This is a genomic window from Prosthecobacter sp., from assembly GCF_044378005.1.
Classification (GTDB): Bacteria; Verrucomicrobiota; Verrucomicrobiia; order Verrucomicrobiales; family Verrucomicrobiaceae; genus Prosthecobacter.
In genome coordinates this window covers 1-18117 of sequence record NZ_JBILYB010000048.1, presented here as the reverse complement: position 1 = coordinate 18117, position 18117 = coordinate 1, and the positions used below count along the sequence as shown (strand labels likewise).

Sequence of the window (18117 nt, the reverse complement as noted above, 5' to 3'; positions counted from 1 at the left end):
TTTTACTCGGCTTCCTTCACCCAGGGCAGGCGCAGCTTGGCCATGTAGATGCTGGTCTTGCCTTCGTGGGATGAATAATAGCTGACCCAGAGATGCTTGTCGTGCCAGACCATGCCTGGATAGCTGCAATCACCACCGCTCGGCAGCTCGATGAGGGGCTCCAGCGAGGTAGGCGTCATTTTGAAAAGCACCATGTGGGCACCGGGAGTGGCACCACGTCCGCGTGATCCGGCGATGAGTGAACCATCGGGGAGCTGGATGAAGTTCTGGCCCTGAACGACGAAGGGAAGGGGGGTCCACTTCCATTCACGATAGGGAGCAGTGGCGCTGCCGATGTAGCCGAGCTTGTCAGCGGCCTCGCGGCGGACGAGTGCGAGAGCGGTGCCATCTTTGAGGAAGCGCATGGTGGTTTCATTCGGCTGTCCGGTGACTTGCATGAGCGAGGAGAGCTGCCAGACGGAGCCGTCATTGCTGGTGTAGGATTTGAGCGACCACTCGGGTTCGGGCTTGGGACCGCCAGTGGTGGGGTAGGTGTTGTAGGAGACGCCGTAGAATTTTTTGTCGGCGGGATTCAAGACAGCGCGCCAGAGCCAGTCACCTTCGGCGAGCAACTTTTGGGTAGGTGTCCAGACCTTGCCATCCGTGGTCGTGGAGTAGCGTGGACGGCGGCCTTTGAGGTCCTTGGCGCCGCCGTAAAGCGAACCACCGCAGAAGAGAAAGAGGCGCTTGCCATCGGGGGAGACTTCGAGCTTTGGATCGCGCAGGTCGGTGCCTGCTTCGGCGATCTCGGCGTAGTTCACCCAGGTCTCGCCGGTGGAGGAAATCATGATGCGGATCTTGCCATTGCCACCGACGTGGTCATCAGCCTCGCGGAAGCAGCAGTAGAAGAGGTTTTGGAAGCGTGCGAGATCGGTGAAAGCGTTGTGCTTGCCCTTGTCCCAGATTTTTTGGACGGAGACGATCTCCGCCTGCTGCTGGGCGAAGAGGCTGGCGGTTCCGAGGAGCAGGCTCAAAAAGGCGGCGAGGGGGGATTTCATGGCGGGTGGAGTTTTACGAAGAGGCATTCGGGAGAGCAAGTCTGGATGATGGGGCAAGAAAAAGCGTGGTGCATGACAGGCACGCACCACGCTTCGGAGTCGATCAGGTCGATCAGCCGCTTACCACTTCTTCACCTTGAAGCTGCGGAAAGCGACGGGGTCGCTGTGTCCGGCGAAGCCGATGAAGCCTTTCGTGTGATCGAGTCCCTTCGGCGGGTGGGCGATCTGGCTGCGGTCGAAGGTGCTGATGTCCACGTCGAGAATCTTGGTGCCATTGAGTGTGACTTTGATGCGCTGGCCCTGGACTTCGATCTCTTGGAAGTTCCACTCACCCACGGGGCGGAGGTAGCCGTGCTTAGCACCGACGCAGTGGTAGAGGGAGCCATGATACTGCTCAGGCTTGAGGCCGCCTTTGCCTGCGGCGGCCATCTTTTCGTTGTAGCCGTCGCTATCGATAACCTGGAGTTCGAGGCCGTCTTTTGAGGAGTGACCATCAATCGGTGTGCGCAGGGCGATGCCGTTGTTGCCAGCTTTCGGCAGCTTGAATTCGACACGGATGATGCCGTTTTCGAATTCTTCTTTGGTCAGCAGATCGCCGCCTTTGCCCTGTTTGCAGACGACAGCACCATCGATAACTTCGTAGTTCTCAACTGCGCCCTGCCAGTTGCTCAGGTCTTTGCCATTGATCTGCTCCACGAAGCCATCGGCATCGCGGGCGGCGAGTGCTTTATTGGCTTCTTCACCGCTTATCTCGCGGATGAAGACATTGCGCCAGCGGATCTCGCTGCCGTGGGTCTGGAGTTGGATGGGGCCTTTGGCAAAGGCGGGATCCTGCATCCAGCCGTTCGGGAGTTTTTCAGCGGGCTTGTCTTTGGCCTTCTCGTCTTTTTTGCCGTAGGCTAGGAAGCCTGCCTTTTTGTTGGCAAAGAAGTTTTCCAGCGGGGCATTGTTCACGACGACTTCGCCATTGAGTTTCACGGTCACGCGCTCGCCGATCATCTTGATGTGGAAGACGTTCCACTGACCGAAAGGCTTATCCATGAGCTTAAGGGGGTATTTACCCTCTTCGTTCTTGTTGTTCCAAAGGCTGCCGGAGCCCTTGTCGGCACCGAGCTTAAACTTAGCCTCTTCCGTGAAATCCCAGATCTGGACCTGCGGGATACCGCGGAGGTAGATGCCACTGTCACCGAGCGGGAGCATCTTGTAATCGACCATGAGTTCGAAGTCGCCGTAGTCCTTGTCGGTGGTGAGGTAGAGGCCTTTGCCGTCATTGACGAGTTCGCCGTCCTCGACTTTCCAGTGGGCGTTGATGTGGTCGCCTTTGTCATTGCCTTTGGCGTCCTTGATGCCGCCTTCGACGGACTTCTTTTTGTAATCCGCCTTTTCCTCAGGCGTCATCTTCCAGAGGTCCGTGGGATCCTGGGTGCCCCAGCCATACCAGCCGGAGAGGTCCTTGCCATTGAAGAGCGGTGTGAAGCCTTCTGGCGGGACATTGTTTTCAGCCGAAGCCGTGGCGACAAGGCCAGCCAGCAAAGCGAGTGTGCAAAAAGCAGGTGATTTCATGATGGACGGAAGAGTCGGAGTCGTAGCACTTGATCTTTCAGCGGTGGCCCGTTTGGGAACGCTGTCTTTGCGTATTTTCAGGACAAGGGCTCCGACAGCAGGGTCACTCCATTTTTACCCATCCCAAAAACCATCTCCATCTCGCATCAATTGAACTCTTTATATCTACTCACAATGTATGTAAAGGTAAGTGTGGTGGTGACCAAGCTGCGCTGGAGGTCTTTGAAGAGACCTCTCAGTTGATTGCTGTCTAACATCTTGAATACGCATCCAAGAAAAACGGTGGAGACGATGGGTGTGCGTGCTACCTCTGAAGCCCCATGAATTCCCCTACTCTCCATCGTTTCATTCAGGCTGCCGCGCTCATCATCGTCGCTGCGTCCATGAGCAGTTGTAAGACTACACGTGGCCGCCATATATATGGCCATGAGTTTGACCCGCCCGCGACTGCTCCGAAAAACATCTCGGCAGTAAAAGTCAAAGTCAGCACAGGGGCGCAGCGTGTCTATGTCGTCGAGGGAGACAAGGTCTTGCTCGCCACCCCCTGCTCTGTGGGTACTGGCGGAAGTACGGGCTCCGGCACCTATCGTATTCAGCACAAAGAGGCACATCGCCGTCGTCAGAGTGAGCCGGACCGTGGCTACCCCATGGCCTATTGGCAGGAGTGGAAGTCGGCTTATGGTATGCACTGGGGGTTTGTGAAGCCCTACCCATGCACCCGTGGCTGCATCCGATTGCCCGCGAAATCAGCGGTCAAAATCTTCTCGATGACCAAGGTTGGAACCCCTCTCATCATCGCCAGTTCTCATCCCGAGGACAATACGGTTGGCAAAACACTTCCGGTGATCGATGACGGTCCTCTGCCAAATCCCGACCGTTCCTATTTGATGAGTGACAAGTTCTTCAGAGATGCCGAAGCCGGCACCCTCTTTAAGAAGTAACTTTCAGCCTCTCTTGCAACACTGAGGGAGAACAGGGACAACCTGTCTCTCCCTTTTTTCAACCCACATCATCTACCCATGTCCACCGCAGCCCCCGCCGCCCGCCGAGTCAATGTCCGCACTCCGGAAGTCATGGAGCGTGTGCAGGCGGAAGTGGAGACACATTACCGCAGTCCCCTCGTCGAGACCATCCGCGCCCATGGCAGCGTGATTCAGATTGGTAAGACCACCGTGCGCCTGGCCCGCGAGTTTGGCTTTTGCTACGGTGTCGAGCGTGCCATCGACCTTGCTTATGCCGCACGCCGCGTGTTTGCAGACAAGCGCGTTTTTCTTCTCGGCGAGATCATCCACAATCCCGAGGTCAACCGCCAACTCTCTGAGATGGGCATCATCAGCATCCCGGTTGGCAGGCACGAAGAGGAGGTGTCCAAGCTCACGAGCGAAGATGTGGTCATCGTCCCAGCCTTCGGTGCCGAGACTGACTTGATGAAGCTCATTTCCTCTCGCGGCTGCATGGTTGTGGACACTACCTGCGGGGATGTGATGAGTGTTTGGAAACGCGTTCGCGGCTACGCGAAGGGTGGCTATACCTCCGTCATTCATGGCAAAGCCAGCCACGAGGAGACCCGCGCCACGTCTTCTCGTGCGCTCGGTGATGATGGCAATGGACATTACCTCGTGATCCTCACGCTGGCGGACGTCGATTATGTGTGTGACTACATCCGCAAAGGCGGTGATCGTCAGGCATTTCTGGACCGCTTCAGCTCCGCCAGCGCCTGCTCGGCAGGCTTTGATCCCGAACTCCACCTCAAGAGCATTGGTGTGGCCAATCAGACCACGATGCTCAAGTCCGAAACGGAAGAGATCCAACGTCGGCTGCAAAAAGCTATCGAAGATCGCGATGGTGGCAGCAGCGCCCATTTCCAGGTCTTTGACACCATTTGCGGAGCCACGCAGGACCGCCAGGACGGGCTCTTTCACCTTCTGCAGCAGCCGCTGGACTTGCTGCTCGTCGTGGGTGGCTACAACAGCTCGAATACCACGCACCTCGTCGAGATCGGCGAACAGCAGCTCCCCACATTCTTCATCCGCACTGCCGAGTGTCTGACAAATTTGGAGCAGATCGTGCATTTCGATCTGCATCTGAAAGCTGAGAAAACCAGCTACTCGGGCAAGCTGGCAGACACGACCACGCCGATCACCATCGGCATCACGGCCGGAGCCTCCTGCCCCAACAATCTCATCGAAGACACCCTGCTGCGCATCTTTGGCCTGCGAGGAGTGGCTGAGAAAGAGGTGAGAGCCACAGCTGGGCTCGTTTAAGTTTCGTCATTTCATTTTGTCATGCCCCCCCCTTCCAAAATTAAACGCCCGTCCTCGATCACGGTGGGAGAGTTCTTCATGATGAATGAAAAGACACTGAAACTCAAAGTTGTCGGTTCAGAGGTCGGTTTCGCCCGGAAGATTCTCGAACCCTCCGTCAACAGGCCCGGCCTGGCGCTTTCGGGCTTCTTTTCCTACTTCGCCTACAAGCGCGTTCAGGTCATCGGGAACTCAGAATTGTCCTTCCTTGATTCGTTGGAGCCAAAGCTTCGGGCAGCAAGGTTTAGTCAGCTTTGTTCCTGGGAGATTCCCTGCCTCATCGTCGCGCGCGGGCATCGGCTCGCAGAAGACCTGGTCCAGATCGCCAATGAAGCCGGGATCTCCATCTTTCAGACGAGCATGCTGACGATGAAGTTCCTGAACAATGCGACCATCAAGCTTGATGCAGCGTTTGCCGCCACCCAGACCGTCCACGGTTGCCTCGTCGATGTTCAGGGCATCGGTGTTCTGATTCAGGGCGACAGCGGCAGTGGCAAGAGCGAAAGCGTGATCGGTTTGTTGCAGCGTGGAGCCAGCCTCGTGGCTGATGACGCTGTGCGGCTTCGGAACATTGAAGATCGCGAAATCGTCGGCACAGCCCCGGACGTGACGCGTGGCATGATCGAAATTCGCGGGATTGGCATCCTCAATGTGGCTGCACTCTTCGGTGTCGGTTGCGTTCGTTTGAGCAAGCGTCTGGACCTCATCGTTCGGCTGGTGCATGTGAAGGAATCCGAAGATCTTGAGCGCATCGGCAAGGATGATAAAACAATGGACGTGCTCGGCCAGGCCATCGCCCAGGTGGAGCTACCCGTGGCTCCGGGACGGGACGTGGCTGGACTCATCGAACTTGCCGCCTTGAATTACAAATTGCGCACCTTTGGCTACAACAGCGCGGTGGAGTTTGATCAAAGGCTGTTAAAAAAGATGGCGCAGGATCAATTAGGTTGATAATAAGCGCAACGCGCCAACCAATCCGACATGATGCTCTCGAAAGACCTCACGATCCGCAACAAGATGGGACTCCATGCCCGTCCCGCTGCGCAATTCGTGAAACGGGCCAGCAAATACAAATGCGACATCTGGGTGGAGAAGGACGACGAGCCAGTGAATGGCAAAAGCATTATGGGACTCATGATGCTGGCGGCTGGTCGTGGTGAATCCATCAAGCTCACCACTGAAGGAGCTGACGCCCAGGAGGCCATGACCGATCTCGAAGAGTTGGTGAATTCCGGCTTTGGGGACGTGGAATAGATCCCCCCTGCCCTGCCAGCCGCAAAAAGCGCGCATCCCGATACCGAGATGCGCGCGATGAAATGAGGAATGATTACTGGCGGTCGAAGAAACTCTCTTCCTCGCGGTCACCGACCTTGAGGTAGCGGTAGTACACTTCGAGTTGGAGCGTGCAGAGCACTTGGCGATAGATTGGGTTGCCATTGTCACTGCCGGAAGGCCAGTTGGCACGACCTGCCTTGAAGCTGCCGTCTGGATTTTGCGCGTTCAGGATCTGCGGAAGGAACTGCTGATTGTAGAACTTCCATTCTTCCCCGCCGGCCTGGAAGAAGGCCTGGGTGTAGTAATACCAGCAGTAGAGATTGCAGTTCTTCTGCCAGTCCAGCGGCTCTGCCTCCAAGAAGCGATGCAGGAAAGCCACGCCTTTTTTGATGGAGGCCGTGCGGCCCTTGCCGAGTGTTTGCAGGCCGAGAATGCCCACGCCACTGAGGCTCCACTGATTGTAATGAGCGTCACGATTCGCCACGCCGAAGCCGCCATCTTTCGTCTGCACGCGCTCGATGTAGTCGCAGGTTTTGTCGATGGCACTGTGCAACCCTTCGATTTTCAGACTGGTGAATTTGGCGGCTTTGAGCGCCTGGTACTGCCACCCCGCCACAGAGAGGTCTTCCCGCTTCGATGTAGGCTTACCTTCGGCGATGTTTTTCGAATAATAATCCCAGGAGCCCTCCCCCTTCCCTGCATCTGCCTTGTTCTGGCACTTGATGATCAGCTCCACGCCTTTCACGAAGGCATCCTTCATGCCTGGAAGTTCTTTGTTCCCGAGACGAGCCAAAGTGTACATCTCGCCGAGTGCATAGGTGGCGATGCCGTGCTCGTAGGCTCCAGCATTGCCTTTAAAGTCCTCGGTGATGGCACCGTATTCGTTCTTCTTGGACAGCTCGATGAGGTACATGATGCCCTTCATCACGTTGTCGCCGTAGAAGGGTGAATCGGGAGTTTCGCAGCGGCCGAGGAAACACAGCAGCGTCATTCCAGTCATAGCCGCCTTGTTGCTGCTACCCCAGGAACCATCTGGGTTCTGCTTGGTCTTGAGCCATTCGAGGGAGTTGGAGACGGCTCGCTCGCATTCAGGTGAGCCACCGCTTTCAGCCAGTTTCTTCAATCGCTCCTGCGGAGAGCAACGTGTCTTCATCGATGGCGGAAGACTGACAAAGCCCTGCATCGAGCCCATCCCGACCCCTGTGCCAAATCCGCCACCGGCTCCGCTTTTACCGAAGCCGCCGCTGCCCATGGAGCCGCCGCCGAGCATTGAGCTCACATCAGGGACATCCAGCAGGTCTGGAGGAGCATCAGGCAGCGTGATCGCGGAGTTCGCGCTCGTACTGACGATCTTCTTCATCGGCATCGTCTTGTTAAGGGAAGTACGCTTTTTCTGAGACACTTTGTGCTTCATCTCTGCACTGGCCGCAGCGCCCTGCTGACTGCCACCACCAGGGAGGAAATCGACCTGTTTCTGGATCATTTGCGAGCTGACGACGATGGCTCCGCCGATGATGAGGATACCTGCGTGGATGGCGATGCTCAGGGTAAGCGAGCCGCCACCGACCTTGCGCCAGAGTTGGACGATAGGATTGACCTTCTTTGTCTCCGTGGGCACGAAGCCGGGAGGATGGAAGACGTGACCTTCTTCATGATGCTCGGCTTCAACGATGGCTGGGACCACAGGCTCGGGCTCGGCATTGAGTGCTGGCGCAGCGACAGCAACTGAAGCCACTTCTGGAACTGGGATGGCTGCTGGCGCTGGCGCAGCAACTGGGACAGGGGCAGCAGTGGGTGCAGGCACCGGCATTCCCTGAGGAGGCGGCATCATGCCGGGCTGCATGGGCATGGGATAGCCCTGCGGGTAACCTTGCTGAGGATAGCCGGGTTGCGGATAACCCTGGGGGTAGCCTTGTGGATAGCCCATCGGCTGGGGATAGCCGGGAGGGTAGCCCATCGGTTGCGGGTAACCCTGGGGCGGCATCATGCCGGGCTGCATGGGATAGCCGGGAGGGTAGCCCATCGGCTGTGGGTAGCCCTGAGGCGGCATCATGCCGGGCTGCATGGGATAACCATGCGGGTAACCCATCGGCTGCGTGGCCATACCGGGCTGTTGGGGCGGTGGAGTCGGAGCTTCAGGAGATCCTGGGACGGCGGGGGTGTCAGACATGGCGGGAATGGGATACGTCCTTGAGCGGGACGGGCGATGGTTGCCTTTCTTGGGGTCGCTGGAAAAATAGTTCAGTCTCCACAACCCGCACCACAACCCGCGAGGGCACAGGCAGCACCTTCTTCTTCGAGGGCAGGAGAAAGTTGGCGGACCTGATCAGCATCGGGAGCTTCCATCGAAGGATTCGGAGCCTGGGCGCTCAGACCGAGGTCACGGAGGAGGCGCATGTCTTCATTGGCACGCGGATTGGCTGCGGTGAGCAGCTTGTCGCCGTAGAAAATGGAGTTTGCTCCGGCAAAGAAGGCCAGCGCCTGGGCTTCGCGGCTCAGATTCGTGCGGCCAGCACTCAGGCGGACTTTAGCGCGAGGGATGGCGATGCGAGCCACGGCGATCATGCGGATGAAGGCAAAGGAATCCACGACCTCGTTATCTCCCAACGGCGTGCCTTGGATGGGCATGAGCGCATTGATCGGCACGCTTTCGGGATGCGGATTGAAGTTCGAGATCACCTCCAGCATTTTCAGGCGGTCATCAATCGTTTCGCCGAGACCGAGAATGCCACCGCAACAGACAGACATGCCCGCATCCTGCGCGTGGCGGATCGTGCGGAGGCGGTCTTCAAAGGTGTGCGTGCTGACAATATTTGGATAGTGCTCCGGGGAGGTATCGACATTGTGATTGTAGGCGGTCACGCCCGCTTCTTTGAGCAGGCGGGCTTCTTCCGAGCCGAGTTCGCCGAGCGTCACGCAGACTTCCATGCCGAGCTTCGAGACATCGCGCACGATATCGAGCACCTGATCAAACTTCTGGGTGCCGAGACGCACCCCTTTCCATGCAGCGCCCATGCAAAAGCGGGTCGAACCATTCGCCCGGGCCGCCAGCGCGCGCTCGATCACCTGCTCCCTCGGCATCAGTTTCTCCGCCTGCACGCCGGTCGTGTAGCGGGCGCTCTGCGCGCAGTAGCCGCAGTCTTCGCTGCAGCCGCCGGTCTTGATGCTGAGCAACGTGCAAAGCTGGACTTCATTGTTCGTCCAATGCTCCTCATGAACGGCACGGGCCTGCTTCAGGAGGTCAAAGAACGGCTGGTGGTAGATGCGATGCAGGTCGGCGTATTTCATGCGGGGGCGGTGAAGTGTCGTTTCTGCCACGGAACGTCTCCAGCGGCAAGGACGAAGGCCGCTTCGGTGCGATTCAAGACTTGATGCCCCCATGTATGAGCCTTCGCAGCAGGCTTAAGCGGGCATTGTAAGACCTATGTCCGATGGCATTAGGCTAGACAAATCACCCACATCTCATGAGCTTAATGGGCTTCTTGGAAAAAATGAAAGACCAAAGCCCTTCACCCAACTCTAACTTCACCCCTGAATCTCCAGGCCTGAATGCGACCACGCCCCCCCTTGGTCGTAGAAAAATGCTGAAGGCACTTTCCGCCAGCGCCCTCAGCATCACTGGCGGCAGCCTTGTTTATTATTACCAGCAACCTCGAATCTTGCCGCTGTATTTTGATGGTGTCTATGCCCAGGCGCGGCCGGAGCACCCTGCGTTGATTCATGCCGTGGTCCGGTTCTGTAATGAGATCCAAGGCAAGCCTTACGTCCGTGGTGGCGGTCATCAGGTGCTCTTTGATGAAGCTTTCGACTGCTCGGGCTCCATCTCCCATGTTCTCTTCCGTGCTGGTCTGCTTGATCGCCCGCTGACATCCTCAGGCTTTGCCAGTTACGCTCTCCCCGGCCCGGGCCGTTTCCTGAGTATATTCGTCAAACCTGGAAACCATGTTTTCATGTCTGTCTGTGGTCTCCGCTATGACACGACAGACAAGAAGTCCTCACCAGGCCCTGCCTGGCGTGCGCAGCCACGCAGCCCGAATGGCTTCATCAATCGACATCCTTCCGGGCTTTAATGCCGACGCTAACCTTCACCGCCACAGATTGCGCACCGGCTCCCAGAGTTGGCGTGGCATGTCCTGTGGGAAATCACCTGACACTCCGAAGTCCTCCGGCATTTTCCCTCTCGGCATGTAATAGGTGCCGAAGAGGATGTCCCAGATGGGAAAGAGACCGGCGAAGTTCTTGTCCATCGCCTCCGCTTGCCGACTATGATGCCAGCGATGGAACACCGGCGTGGCGATCACCACCCGCAGCGGTCCGAAGTCCCAGTTCAGCCGTGCATGGATGAAAATGGCATACAGCGTGAAGAAGGGAGCTGCGCTCAGCGTCACCCAGGGATTGAAGCCCGCCATCAGCAGAGGCATGGCCTGCACGAATTTGTTCACCATGTCATTCACCGGATGCACGCGGATGCTGCTCAGCCAGTCCAGATCTTCGGAACTGTGATGCACAGCATGGAAGGGCCACCACTTGCCCCGGTGAAACAGACGGTGACTCCAGTAGCCGAGAAAATCCGCTTGGAGATAAATCTCCACCGCTTGGAGCCAGATGGGCTGGCGTGAAATAGGGCCGAAGCCCGCATAGGCCTTGGTTTGAAAATCTGCCACACTCGCCACCCCACACCAGACGAGAAACGCGGTTGGAAGGATGAAGACAGACTTCGTAAACACCCGAGTCACGAACGGGGTGAAAAAGAAATACGCCACGTCCGTCCACCAACCGCGCCGGATCAACGGTCCTCGCACCCTCCCGATCACTCGCTCAATGATGAAGAACAAAACGGACAGCACCACGAGCCCCATGAGGGTGTTTTTGAGTGAGGGAGACATAAGTTAAAGTAACGTTAACAGCGTGATTTAATGGCTACACTTTCCTTAATGATGTAACGTCATTTATGTTATTTAAGGTTGGCTATTTCTGCTTCTGGAGTCCTTGCCCTTGATGCCGATTCTTGATCCTTTGGCTTCTTGCAACCAATGAACGGCTCGACCACAGGCCGGGTAACACTTCCAGACCCTATTTTTTCAAACCTGATGAGCTTCTACTCCCGGCGCGGTGGCGAGGGCGTTCGCAGAGGCTGGGTATCCCGCATCTTGGCAAATTCTTCGGGCATCAGCAGTTCGATGTCAGCCCCAAGGCTCAGGGGGCTGAGGAAATGGTTTTCAGTGCGCTCAGCAGACTCAGCAAGCCAGGCATAGGACTTGTGATAGAGCTGGAGGAAACGATCAACGAATGGCGCAATGACCTCGGCGGAAGTGGTGGCCATCTCCGCGCACAGGGCGCGTGTGTCCACTGTTTCGCCGGGATTCATCGAGACGTTCTTGGTCTCGGGTAGCTTGCCCTGGAGCAAATGATCGTTGAGCGGAATGGGGCGTCGGGAGGGTGTGAATGGATACTGTGCTCCGTCCATGGTGGCGAGGATCTGGCGGACGAGATTGCTCATCTTTGGCACGACCGACTGCAGGGCGTAGAAGAAGGTGCTGTTGTCATTGAGGTTGGCAAATTTGGCACCGAGAGTCTGAAAGGCGAAGAAGGTGGTGAGCAACTCGCGGAAGCTGGGCAGAGCTGCGGCCATGCTCTCATACACAGAGCACCAGAGTGGCAGATCGTTTCGGCGGTTGATGAGGTTCTCGTCGAGTTCCTCCGGCGCGCTCCACCAGAGCAGTCCCAGCGCGGCGGCAAAGCGGCTCTCCATCCGCACTTCGTAGGCCTGGATCGCCGTCTCGATGTGCTCCATGACCATGCGCTGGCGAGCCCCTTCATTCCTCAGAGACTGCGGGGAGGTATCCTCCGTGCCAAATTGGATGCGCGAGACGGAGAATCCAGCGAGGCTGAGCGTGGCCGCCGCCTCCAGATCTCGCCGCCGCTGCCAGGCAAGGTTCCATTCCTGGAGAGCCAGCTTCAGGCGGCTGCCCCATTCCTTCATCTCATCGCGCACCCGCATGATCTCATTCTGAAGCTGAACTTTGCCCGGAGAGACGGCGGGAGTACTGCCCAGACCACACATGGCGCGCTCAGGATGGGCGAGACCACCGAAGTAGCGGCGGATGACGACGAGAGACTCATTTTCCCGACGTGTCTGATGCAGCACCTCCTCCTCGGCGACCATGCGGTGCTCATGCAGATTCAGGCCAAGTTCGTGTTGGTAATAGAAGAAAGTGACCTGGCGGGAAAGGTCCACAAAGCTTCGGAATTGCGATGCTGCAGGAGCATCATTGGGCATCTCGGCCACGATGGAGGCTCCGCGCGGTGGCGACTGGCGCTTGCCCGCTGCCGGCGGGGCTTTCAAATCACGGGCAGTTCGTGCCACATGGCGCGCGAGCAGCAGGGAGAGATTTTCAGGAAGTCGGTGCTGAGTCATGCCCCGGCGGATTTCCGCCTTGCTGGTCTCCCATGCTTCTTCGAGCAAGCCTAGTTTCGATTCCAAAACATTCCAGGCTTCGGGTCCGATCAGATTGACCGCCGCCTTATCTGCTCCCGATTGCAGACGAAGCAGTGCCGCCGCATTGATGACTCTGGCCAGAAGAAAGAACAAGGCAAAGGGCAGCTTCGCCACCCCCATCCAAATCCAGGTGATGTTGCGGATGAGCTTCTGAAAGGCGGTTTCCTTATCCCGTGATTTTCCCAGATCATATTCCCAGGCATCGCGCTCCAGCAGCGCCCGGTAGAACCAGGCGTCCAGCTCGCGCACGACATGGCTGAATGTCGTGCCGATGCCGCCAGCGTTCATCGCGAGTTCGCGTACCAGAAGAGCGGCGAACTCGCGAGCGCTTGTCACCGAAACCACCGGCAGCCCGATATTAAGGTTCATTTCCCCACTGCTCACGCCGATGACACCATTTTTGATGGACGTCCGAATGCTAACGGTCGTGTCCAGCCAGATCTCATCCACGGGAGCCAGTCGCAGATGCCAGCACAGTTCGTCCACCAGGGCAAAGATTCCCGGCTGACTCGCTGAAGTAATCTTCAAAGCCACGCCTGGGGGACGCGGGCGTGGCAGAAGCGGGCGCAGCATGAAGATCCATGTCACCACACCCGCGCAAAGGTAGCCCAAAGGCAGAGCATCCCGCCAGCTCAATGCAGCCGCAAAGGCCAGATGGTGGGTCCAGTCATAGGCGCTCAGACAGAGACAGCCCCCTGAAACCAAAAGAACGATCCCATACAAAATCGGCAGCAGCAGAGCGATGCTGCTGGTCATCATGAGCAGGATAAAATGCACCGGCCCGCGCCACGGAATGAGGCGCACGCGCTTCTGCGAAGGCGTTGGAGAAGGGTCAGCAGGTGGCATGAGAGATCAAGAGGGCATCAAAGTTAATGGATATTTATATAATTACAATAAATCTAAGCCCTAAAAGTGATGGCGGCAATGGTTCACCACCCAGTGCCTTCGCAGTAACCAGTTCTTCACCAAGAGTGGCAGGAAAGTTGCTTGGCAATGAAGAGGTTGCGCGCATTTTCAATGCAGCTATCGAACAAACTCCCCCCATCACCTATGACCTACTACCTCAGTCGTGCCTTCGTCGAATTCGGACCCTTCCCTTCGGCAGAAATGATCAGCTTCCACAAGCGTGGCCTCCTTCAGGACACCGATTACGTGCGTGCCGAAGGCACCAGTGATTGGCTCCACGTCAATGACTGGGCCGCCAAGCAAACCGCTCCGGCCCCAGCTCCGGCTCCCGCCGCACCGAAGAAGCCAGCCGCGAAGAAGGCCGCTCCAGCTCCAGTGGCTGCACCTGCGCCCGTCGCCAAAAAAGCTGCGGTAAAAAAAGCCAAAAAGTAGGCCTAAATTCTCTCTGGCAGCTTTCCGGCTTGGCGTGGCTGAAAGACCGTGGCTTCATGCGGCGGTTTTCCCACGCCCATGATCCCTTCCCTGCCCCGCGCCGTCTTTCTTTCACTCCTCGCTGTTCCCAGCCTGCTTCTGGCGGCAGACTCTGCTGATGTCGTCATCTACGGCGGCACCTCCGGCGGAGTCACTGCGGCCATCCAGACGGCTCGCATGGGCAGGACTGCCATCCTGATCGAGCCCACGAAGTTCCTCGGTGGCCTTACCACCGGTGGACTCGGGGCCACCGACATCGGCAACAAAAAAGCCATCGGCGGCATGTCGCGGGAGTTTTATGCCAACGTGCATCGCTATTACAGCGACCCTGCGAAGTGGAAGCAGCAGACCCGCGAGGACTACTTCGCCAAAAAGCATCATGGCAACTCGGGTGAGGAGACCACCATGTGGACCTTCGAGCCCCACGCGGCCTCGGAAATCTACGACGCCATGCTCAAAGCGGCGGACGGCAAAGTCACCGTCGTCTTCAGCGAGCGCTTGGATTTGAAAAAAGGCGTCGTCAAGGACGGCGCCAAGATCACGAAGATCCTCATGGAAAGCGGGCGCGAGTTCTCCGCGCCCATGTTCATCGACGCCACCTACGAGGGCGATCTCATGGCCAAAGCAGGCGTCGGCTACCACGTCGGACGCGAGGCCAACAGCGTCTATGGTGAGCAGATCAACGGCGTGCAAGTCGCCCACACCATCCACCATCAGTTCGTCAAAAACGTTGATCCCTATGTGAAGCCTGGCGACCCCAGTAGCGGGCTCCTGCCAGGCATTGAAAAAGACCCCGGCGAGGAATTCAGCGGCGACAAAAAAGTCCAGGCCTACAACTTCCGCATGTGCACCACCGACGTGCCAGAGAACCGCCGCGACTGGGAAAAGCCCGCGAACTACGACGAACGTTGGTTCGAGCTCGCCCTCCGAAACGTCGAAGCCGGAGACATGCGTATCTCCTGGGCTCCGAGCTGGATGCCGAATCGCAAGACCGACACCAACAACAACTTCGCCGTCAGCACCGACTTCATCGGCCAAAACTGGGACTACCCCGAGGCTGACTACGCGACTCGTGCAAAGATTTGGCAGGCGCATGAAGACTGGCAAAAAGGCCTCATGTGGACCTACGCCCACCATCCCCGCGTGCCTGAAAAGATCCGCACCGCCTTCCAGAAGCTCGGCCTCGCCAAAGATGAGTTCCTCGACAACGGCAACTGGCCCCGCCAGCTCTACGTCCGCGAAGCCCGCCGCATGATCGGCGACTACGTCATGACGGAGAAGAACTGCAAGCGGCTCGAAATCGTGGAAGACAGCGTTGGCATGGGTGCTTACAACATGGACTCCCACAACATCCAGCGCTTCGTCACCAAAGAAGGCTTCGTCCGCAACGAAGGCGACGTCCAGGTGGGCAGCCGCCCGTATCCTGTGAGCTATCGTAGCATCCGCCCAAAGGCCGCCGAATGCACCAACCTCCTCGTGCCCGTCTGTCTGAGCGCCAGCCATATCGCCTACGGCAGCATCCGCATGGAGCCCGTCTTCATGGTGCTCGGCCAGAGCGCCGCCACCGCCGCCGTCCATGCCATTCAGCAGGGCACCACTGTCCAGGGCATCGACTACGCCAAGCTCAAGGAGCAGATGCTCAAAGATGGTCAGATGCTCGACTTCGAGTCTCCGCCCGCCCCCGCCGTCCACTCCATCAAGAAGGCGGACCTCAAAGGCGTCATTGTCGATGACAGTGAGGCCGAGCTCACCGGCTTCGAGTCCGAAGGCCACACCACCGGGGGCTTCGTCGAGCGCGGCTACCGTCATGATGGTGACTTCCTTAAAGGTGAGCAGAAGGCCAAGTTCACTCCCACTTTGCCAAAGGCAGGCAAGTACAGCGTGGCGATCAGCTACGGAGCCCTCGCCAATCGCGCAAGCAATGTGCCCGTCACCGTGTTTCATGCCGATGGCGAGAGCATCGTGGTCGTGAACCAAAAGAAGAAACCTGCCGGCAAAGACAACTTCCACCCGCTCGGCAGTTTTCGCTTTGAAGCGGGTAAATCCGGCTACGTCCAGATCAGTAACGAAGGCACCACCGGCCACGTCATTATCGACGCGGTGCAGTTTGTGGCGGAGTGAAACCAGACCCGCATGGGAGGTTGCTCCCATCGAGCTACTGCGGCAGGCTCAACTTGTGAATTTGTCCCCCTCCCGCCGCCCCCCTGTACTACCCGTCATTTGGATTTCACCCGCAGAGCGTACGACCTTTGAATCGGCAGGCACCACAGCGCATCGGATCGCCTCCGGTTCCGATGGCTGGGTGGAGCGGTTGGGCGATGACGCGATGATCTCCTACAAGAATGATGTCGCCTTGCAGGAATTGGCGGCGGGCTTGGAGGTGTGGAATGCATCGGCGCAGTGGACCCCGAAGCGTGTGTTTACACGGTTCCTGCCGCTGAAGAATGATGAGCGCATCTCTCCGGTTCTACGCTCGGGAGATGCCACCTTGCCGATCACGACGGTGGTGACAGAGGCTGGGATTCGATATGGTTTGGATTTCGGCACCGGCTACAGCCACGGGCTGTTTCTGGATCAGCGCGCCAACCGCGCCAAGCTCCAGGCGCTGCGGCCGAAGCGGCTGCTGAACACCTTCGCCTACACCTGCAGTTTCAGCGTGGTCGCCGGGCTCAATGGGGCGGAGACCATGAGCGTGGATCTGTCCCGGAAGTCACTGGATCGTGGCAAACAAAACTTCGCGCTCAATGGCATCGCGGAGACCGGCCATCGGTTCATCGCTGATGATACATTGGAGTTGCTGCCGAAGCTCGGCCATCGCGGCGAGCGCTTCGATGCCATCATCCTCGACCCACCGACCTTTTCGCGCGGCAATCAGGGCAGGCTTTGGCAAATCGAGCAGCATTTCGAAGATCTGATGCTCGCCGCACTGGAGCTGGCGGGACCGAAGTGTGCGATCCTGCTCTCCACCAACTGCACGAAGATCGACACCACATCCCTAGAACGTCAGGCGCGAGCCTGTGCGAAGATCAAGCGCCGCACCACTCAATACACCCGGCTGACCCCGGCCGTGGATTTCCCCGCAGGCCACGGTGCCAGCACGGTGTGGATGATGGTCCGGTGATCTGCATCCGCCCGTCACGCCACCGTCAGGGGTCCGTCAAAGGTGGTGAGGCTGATGACCTCCGTTTTCGCGACATGCGGGCCATGAGCCACGCCTTTGGGCGCAAAGAAAAGAGTGCCGGGAGTGTAGGTGACACCGCTTTCCTCCCACTCGCCGGAAAGCACCCAGGCCCATTCGTTGGCGAGCGGATGAGTGTGCTCAGGGATGGTATGGCCTGCGGCAAACTTCCGCAGCACCACCACACCTCCCGTCTGCTCGTTTTTGTGCAGGATCTTCAGTTCGACTCCGGCATAGGGGCCCGGCTGCCACGACTTGTCCTCGGCGATGGTGGTAAAGGGAAACATGCGGGGAGAAGTAACGATGGTTTCACCTCTGGGGCAAGCCTGCGCAAGCCTGCATTCCCCAATCAGGTTCCCTGCTTCTTCTTGGGCGGTTTGCCGGTCTTCGGCGGCTTCGCGTTGCTGGAGCTGGATGGTTCGGTCGCCTTGAGCTTGGCGAAGACCTTTTGAGCGTAGTCCGAGTTTTGTTCCTGAGTCAGTTCAGGATGCTTCTCCATCCGAGATTTCATCGTTAGCGGTGCGCCGAGTGCCCTCGGTCTAAGCTTGCCTTTTGGTTTCGACAACTATGCCGCTTTCCGCTGACCGTCGATCCGCCGGGTCTTGGCCCAGGCTGCGGGTGTTACGTCCTTGACCTGCTTGTTTGTCAGCGTCGGCAGACAGGTGAGGACTTCGCGCAGGTAGGTTTGCGGGTCGATGCTGCGGCTGCGGCAGGCTTCGATGATCGTGAAGAGGATGGCGCTGCGTTGTCCGGCTTCGGTCTCGCCAATGAACAGCCAGTTTTTCTTGCCGATGGCAGTTGGCCGGATGGCGTTCTCCACGGGGTTGTTGTCGATCTCGACTCGACCGTCTTCGAGATAGACGGTGAGCATGGGCCACATCGTCA

At 58.0% G+C, this 18117-nt stretch carries 17 protein-coding genes; 8 read left to right on the top strand and 9 right to left on the bottom strand.

Going from position 1 to position 18117, the window contains the following annotated elements; translation table 11 throughout:
- Positions 1-2: 2 nt before the first annotated feature.
- On the bottom strand, positions 3-1037 hold the full coding sequence (locus AC6FTP_RS11570) for a sialidase family protein (RefSeq protein WP_497207075.1): 1035 nt from the start codon (positions 1035-1037) through the stop codon (positions 3-5).
- Between the two features lie 120 nt (positions 1038-1157).
- A complete protein-coding gene (locus AC6FTP_RS11565) occupies positions 1158-2600 on the bottom strand; it encodes a 3-keto-disaccharide hydrolase (protein WP_497207074.1) in 1443 nt (480 codons plus the stop codon).
- 320 nt (positions 2601-2920) lie between these two features.
- On the opposite strand from AC6FTP_RS11565, the gene AC6FTP_RS11560 reads away from it, so the two are divergent.
- The 4 genes from AC6FTP_RS11560 to AC6FTP_RS11545 all read left to right on the top strand — a co-directional run bounded on the left by AC6FTP_RS11560 (position 2921) and on the right by AC6FTP_RS11545 (position 6157).
- Complete coding sequence (locus tag AC6FTP_RS11560; RefSeq protein ID WP_497207073.1) at positions 2921-3541, top strand: L,D-transpeptidase; 621 nt, start codon at positions 2921-2923, stop codon at positions 3539-3541.
- 78 nt (positions 3542-3619) lie between these two features.
- Positions 3620-4864: a 4-hydroxy-3-methylbut-2-enyl diphosphate reductase gene (locus tag AC6FTP_RS11555; protein WP_497207072.1), complete on the top strand. Its 1245-nt coding sequence runs from the start codon at positions 3620-3622 to the stop codon at positions 4862-4864.
- A gap of 21 nt (positions 4865-4885) precedes the next feature.
- Positions 4886-5854 carry an HPr(Ser) kinase/phosphatase gene (gene hprK, locus AC6FTP_RS11550; protein ID WP_497207071.1) on the top strand — a complete coding sequence of 323 codons (969 nt, stop codon included), beginning with the start codon at positions 4886-4888 and terminating at the stop codon, positions 5852-5854.
- A 33-nt stretch (positions 5855-5887) separates the two neighbouring features.
- Positions 5888-6157, top strand: coding sequence for an HPr family phosphocarrier protein (locus AC6FTP_RS11545; protein WP_497207097.1), 270 nt, complete (start codon positions 5888-5890; stop codon positions 6155-6157).
- 73 nt (positions 6158-6230) lie between these two features.
- Here AC6FTP_RS11545 and AC6FTP_RS11540 read toward each other — a convergent pair whose 3' ends face one another.
- Positions 6231-8348, bottom strand: a complete 2118-nt coding sequence (locus tag AC6FTP_RS11540; protein WP_497207070.1) for a prenyltransferase/squalene oxidase repeat-containing protein — start codon at positions 8346-8348, stop codon at positions 6231-6233.
- A 71-nt stretch (positions 8349-8419) separates the two neighbouring features.
- Complete coding sequence (gene bioB, locus AC6FTP_RS11535) at positions 8420-9466, bottom strand: biotin synthase BioB (protein ID WP_497207069.1); 1047 nt, start codon at positions 9464-9466, stop codon at positions 8420-8422.
- A 293-nt stretch (positions 9467-9759) separates the two neighbouring features.
- Here bioB and AC6FTP_RS11530 point away from each other — a divergent pair, with 293 nt between their 5' ends.
- Positions 9760-10248: a peptidoglycan endopeptidase gene (locus tag AC6FTP_RS11530; RefSeq protein WP_497207068.1), complete on the top strand. Its 489-nt coding sequence runs from the start codon at positions 9760-9762 to the stop codon at positions 10246-10248.
- 15 nt (positions 10249-10263) lie between these two features.
- Here the strand turns inward: AC6FTP_RS11530 and AC6FTP_RS11525 are convergent, their stop codons facing one another.
- Positions 10264-11064: a sterol desaturase family protein gene (locus AC6FTP_RS11525; protein ID WP_497207067.1), complete on the bottom strand. Its 801-nt coding sequence runs from the start codon at positions 11062-11064 to the stop codon at positions 10264-10266.
- Positions 11065-11276: 212 nt separating this feature from the next.
- Complete coding sequence (locus AC6FTP_RS11520) at positions 11277-13523, bottom strand: M48 family metalloprotease (RefSeq protein ID WP_497207066.1); 2247 nt, start codon at positions 13521-13523, stop codon at positions 11277-11279.
- Positions 13524-13727: 204 nt separating this feature from the next.
- Between AC6FTP_RS11520 and AC6FTP_RS11515 the strand changes: the two genes are divergently transcribed.
- From AC6FTP_RS11515 to AC6FTP_RS11505, 3 genes are all read left to right on the top strand, one after another.
- The gene (locus tag AC6FTP_RS11515) at positions 13728-14015 is read left to right on the top strand and encodes a GYF domain-containing protein (protein ID WP_497207065.1); all 288 of its coding nucleotides are present in this window, start codon (positions 13728-13730) and stop codon (positions 14013-14015) included.
- Positions 14016-14093: 78 nt separating this feature from the next.
- Positions 14094-16175 carry an FAD-dependent oxidoreductase gene (locus tag AC6FTP_RS11510; RefSeq protein ID WP_497207064.1) on the top strand — a complete coding sequence of 694 codons (2082 nt, stop codon included), beginning with the start codon at positions 14094-14096 and terminating at the stop codon, positions 16173-16175.
- 61 nt (positions 16176-16236) lie between these two features.
- Positions 16237-17175 (top strand): class I SAM-dependent methyltransferase, encoded by a 939-nt coding sequence (locus AC6FTP_RS11505; RefSeq protein ID WP_497207063.1) that lies wholly within the window; start codon positions 16237-16239, stop codon positions 17173-17175.
- A gap of 14 nt (positions 17176-17189) precedes the next feature.
- On the opposite strand, the gene AC6FTP_RS11500 is transcribed toward AC6FTP_RS11505, so the two are convergent.
- From AC6FTP_RS11500 to AC6FTP_RS11490, 3 genes are all read right to left on the bottom strand, one after another.
- Positions 17190-17519 carry a cupin domain-containing protein gene (locus AC6FTP_RS11500; RefSeq protein ID WP_497207062.1) on the bottom strand — a complete coding sequence of 110 codons (330 nt, stop codon included), beginning with the start codon at positions 17517-17519 and terminating at the stop codon, positions 17190-17192.
- A 62-nt stretch (positions 17520-17581) separates the two neighbouring features.
- Positions 17582-17743 (bottom strand): hypothetical protein, encoded by a 162-nt coding sequence (locus AC6FTP_RS11495; protein WP_497207061.1) that lies wholly within the window; start codon positions 17741-17743, stop codon positions 17582-17584.
- Positions 17744-17797: 54 nt separating this feature from the next.
- A partial coding sequence (locus tag AC6FTP_RS11490; RefSeq protein WP_497207060.1) for an IS66 family transposase occupies positions 17798-18117 on the bottom strand: 320 nt, incomplete at its 5' end.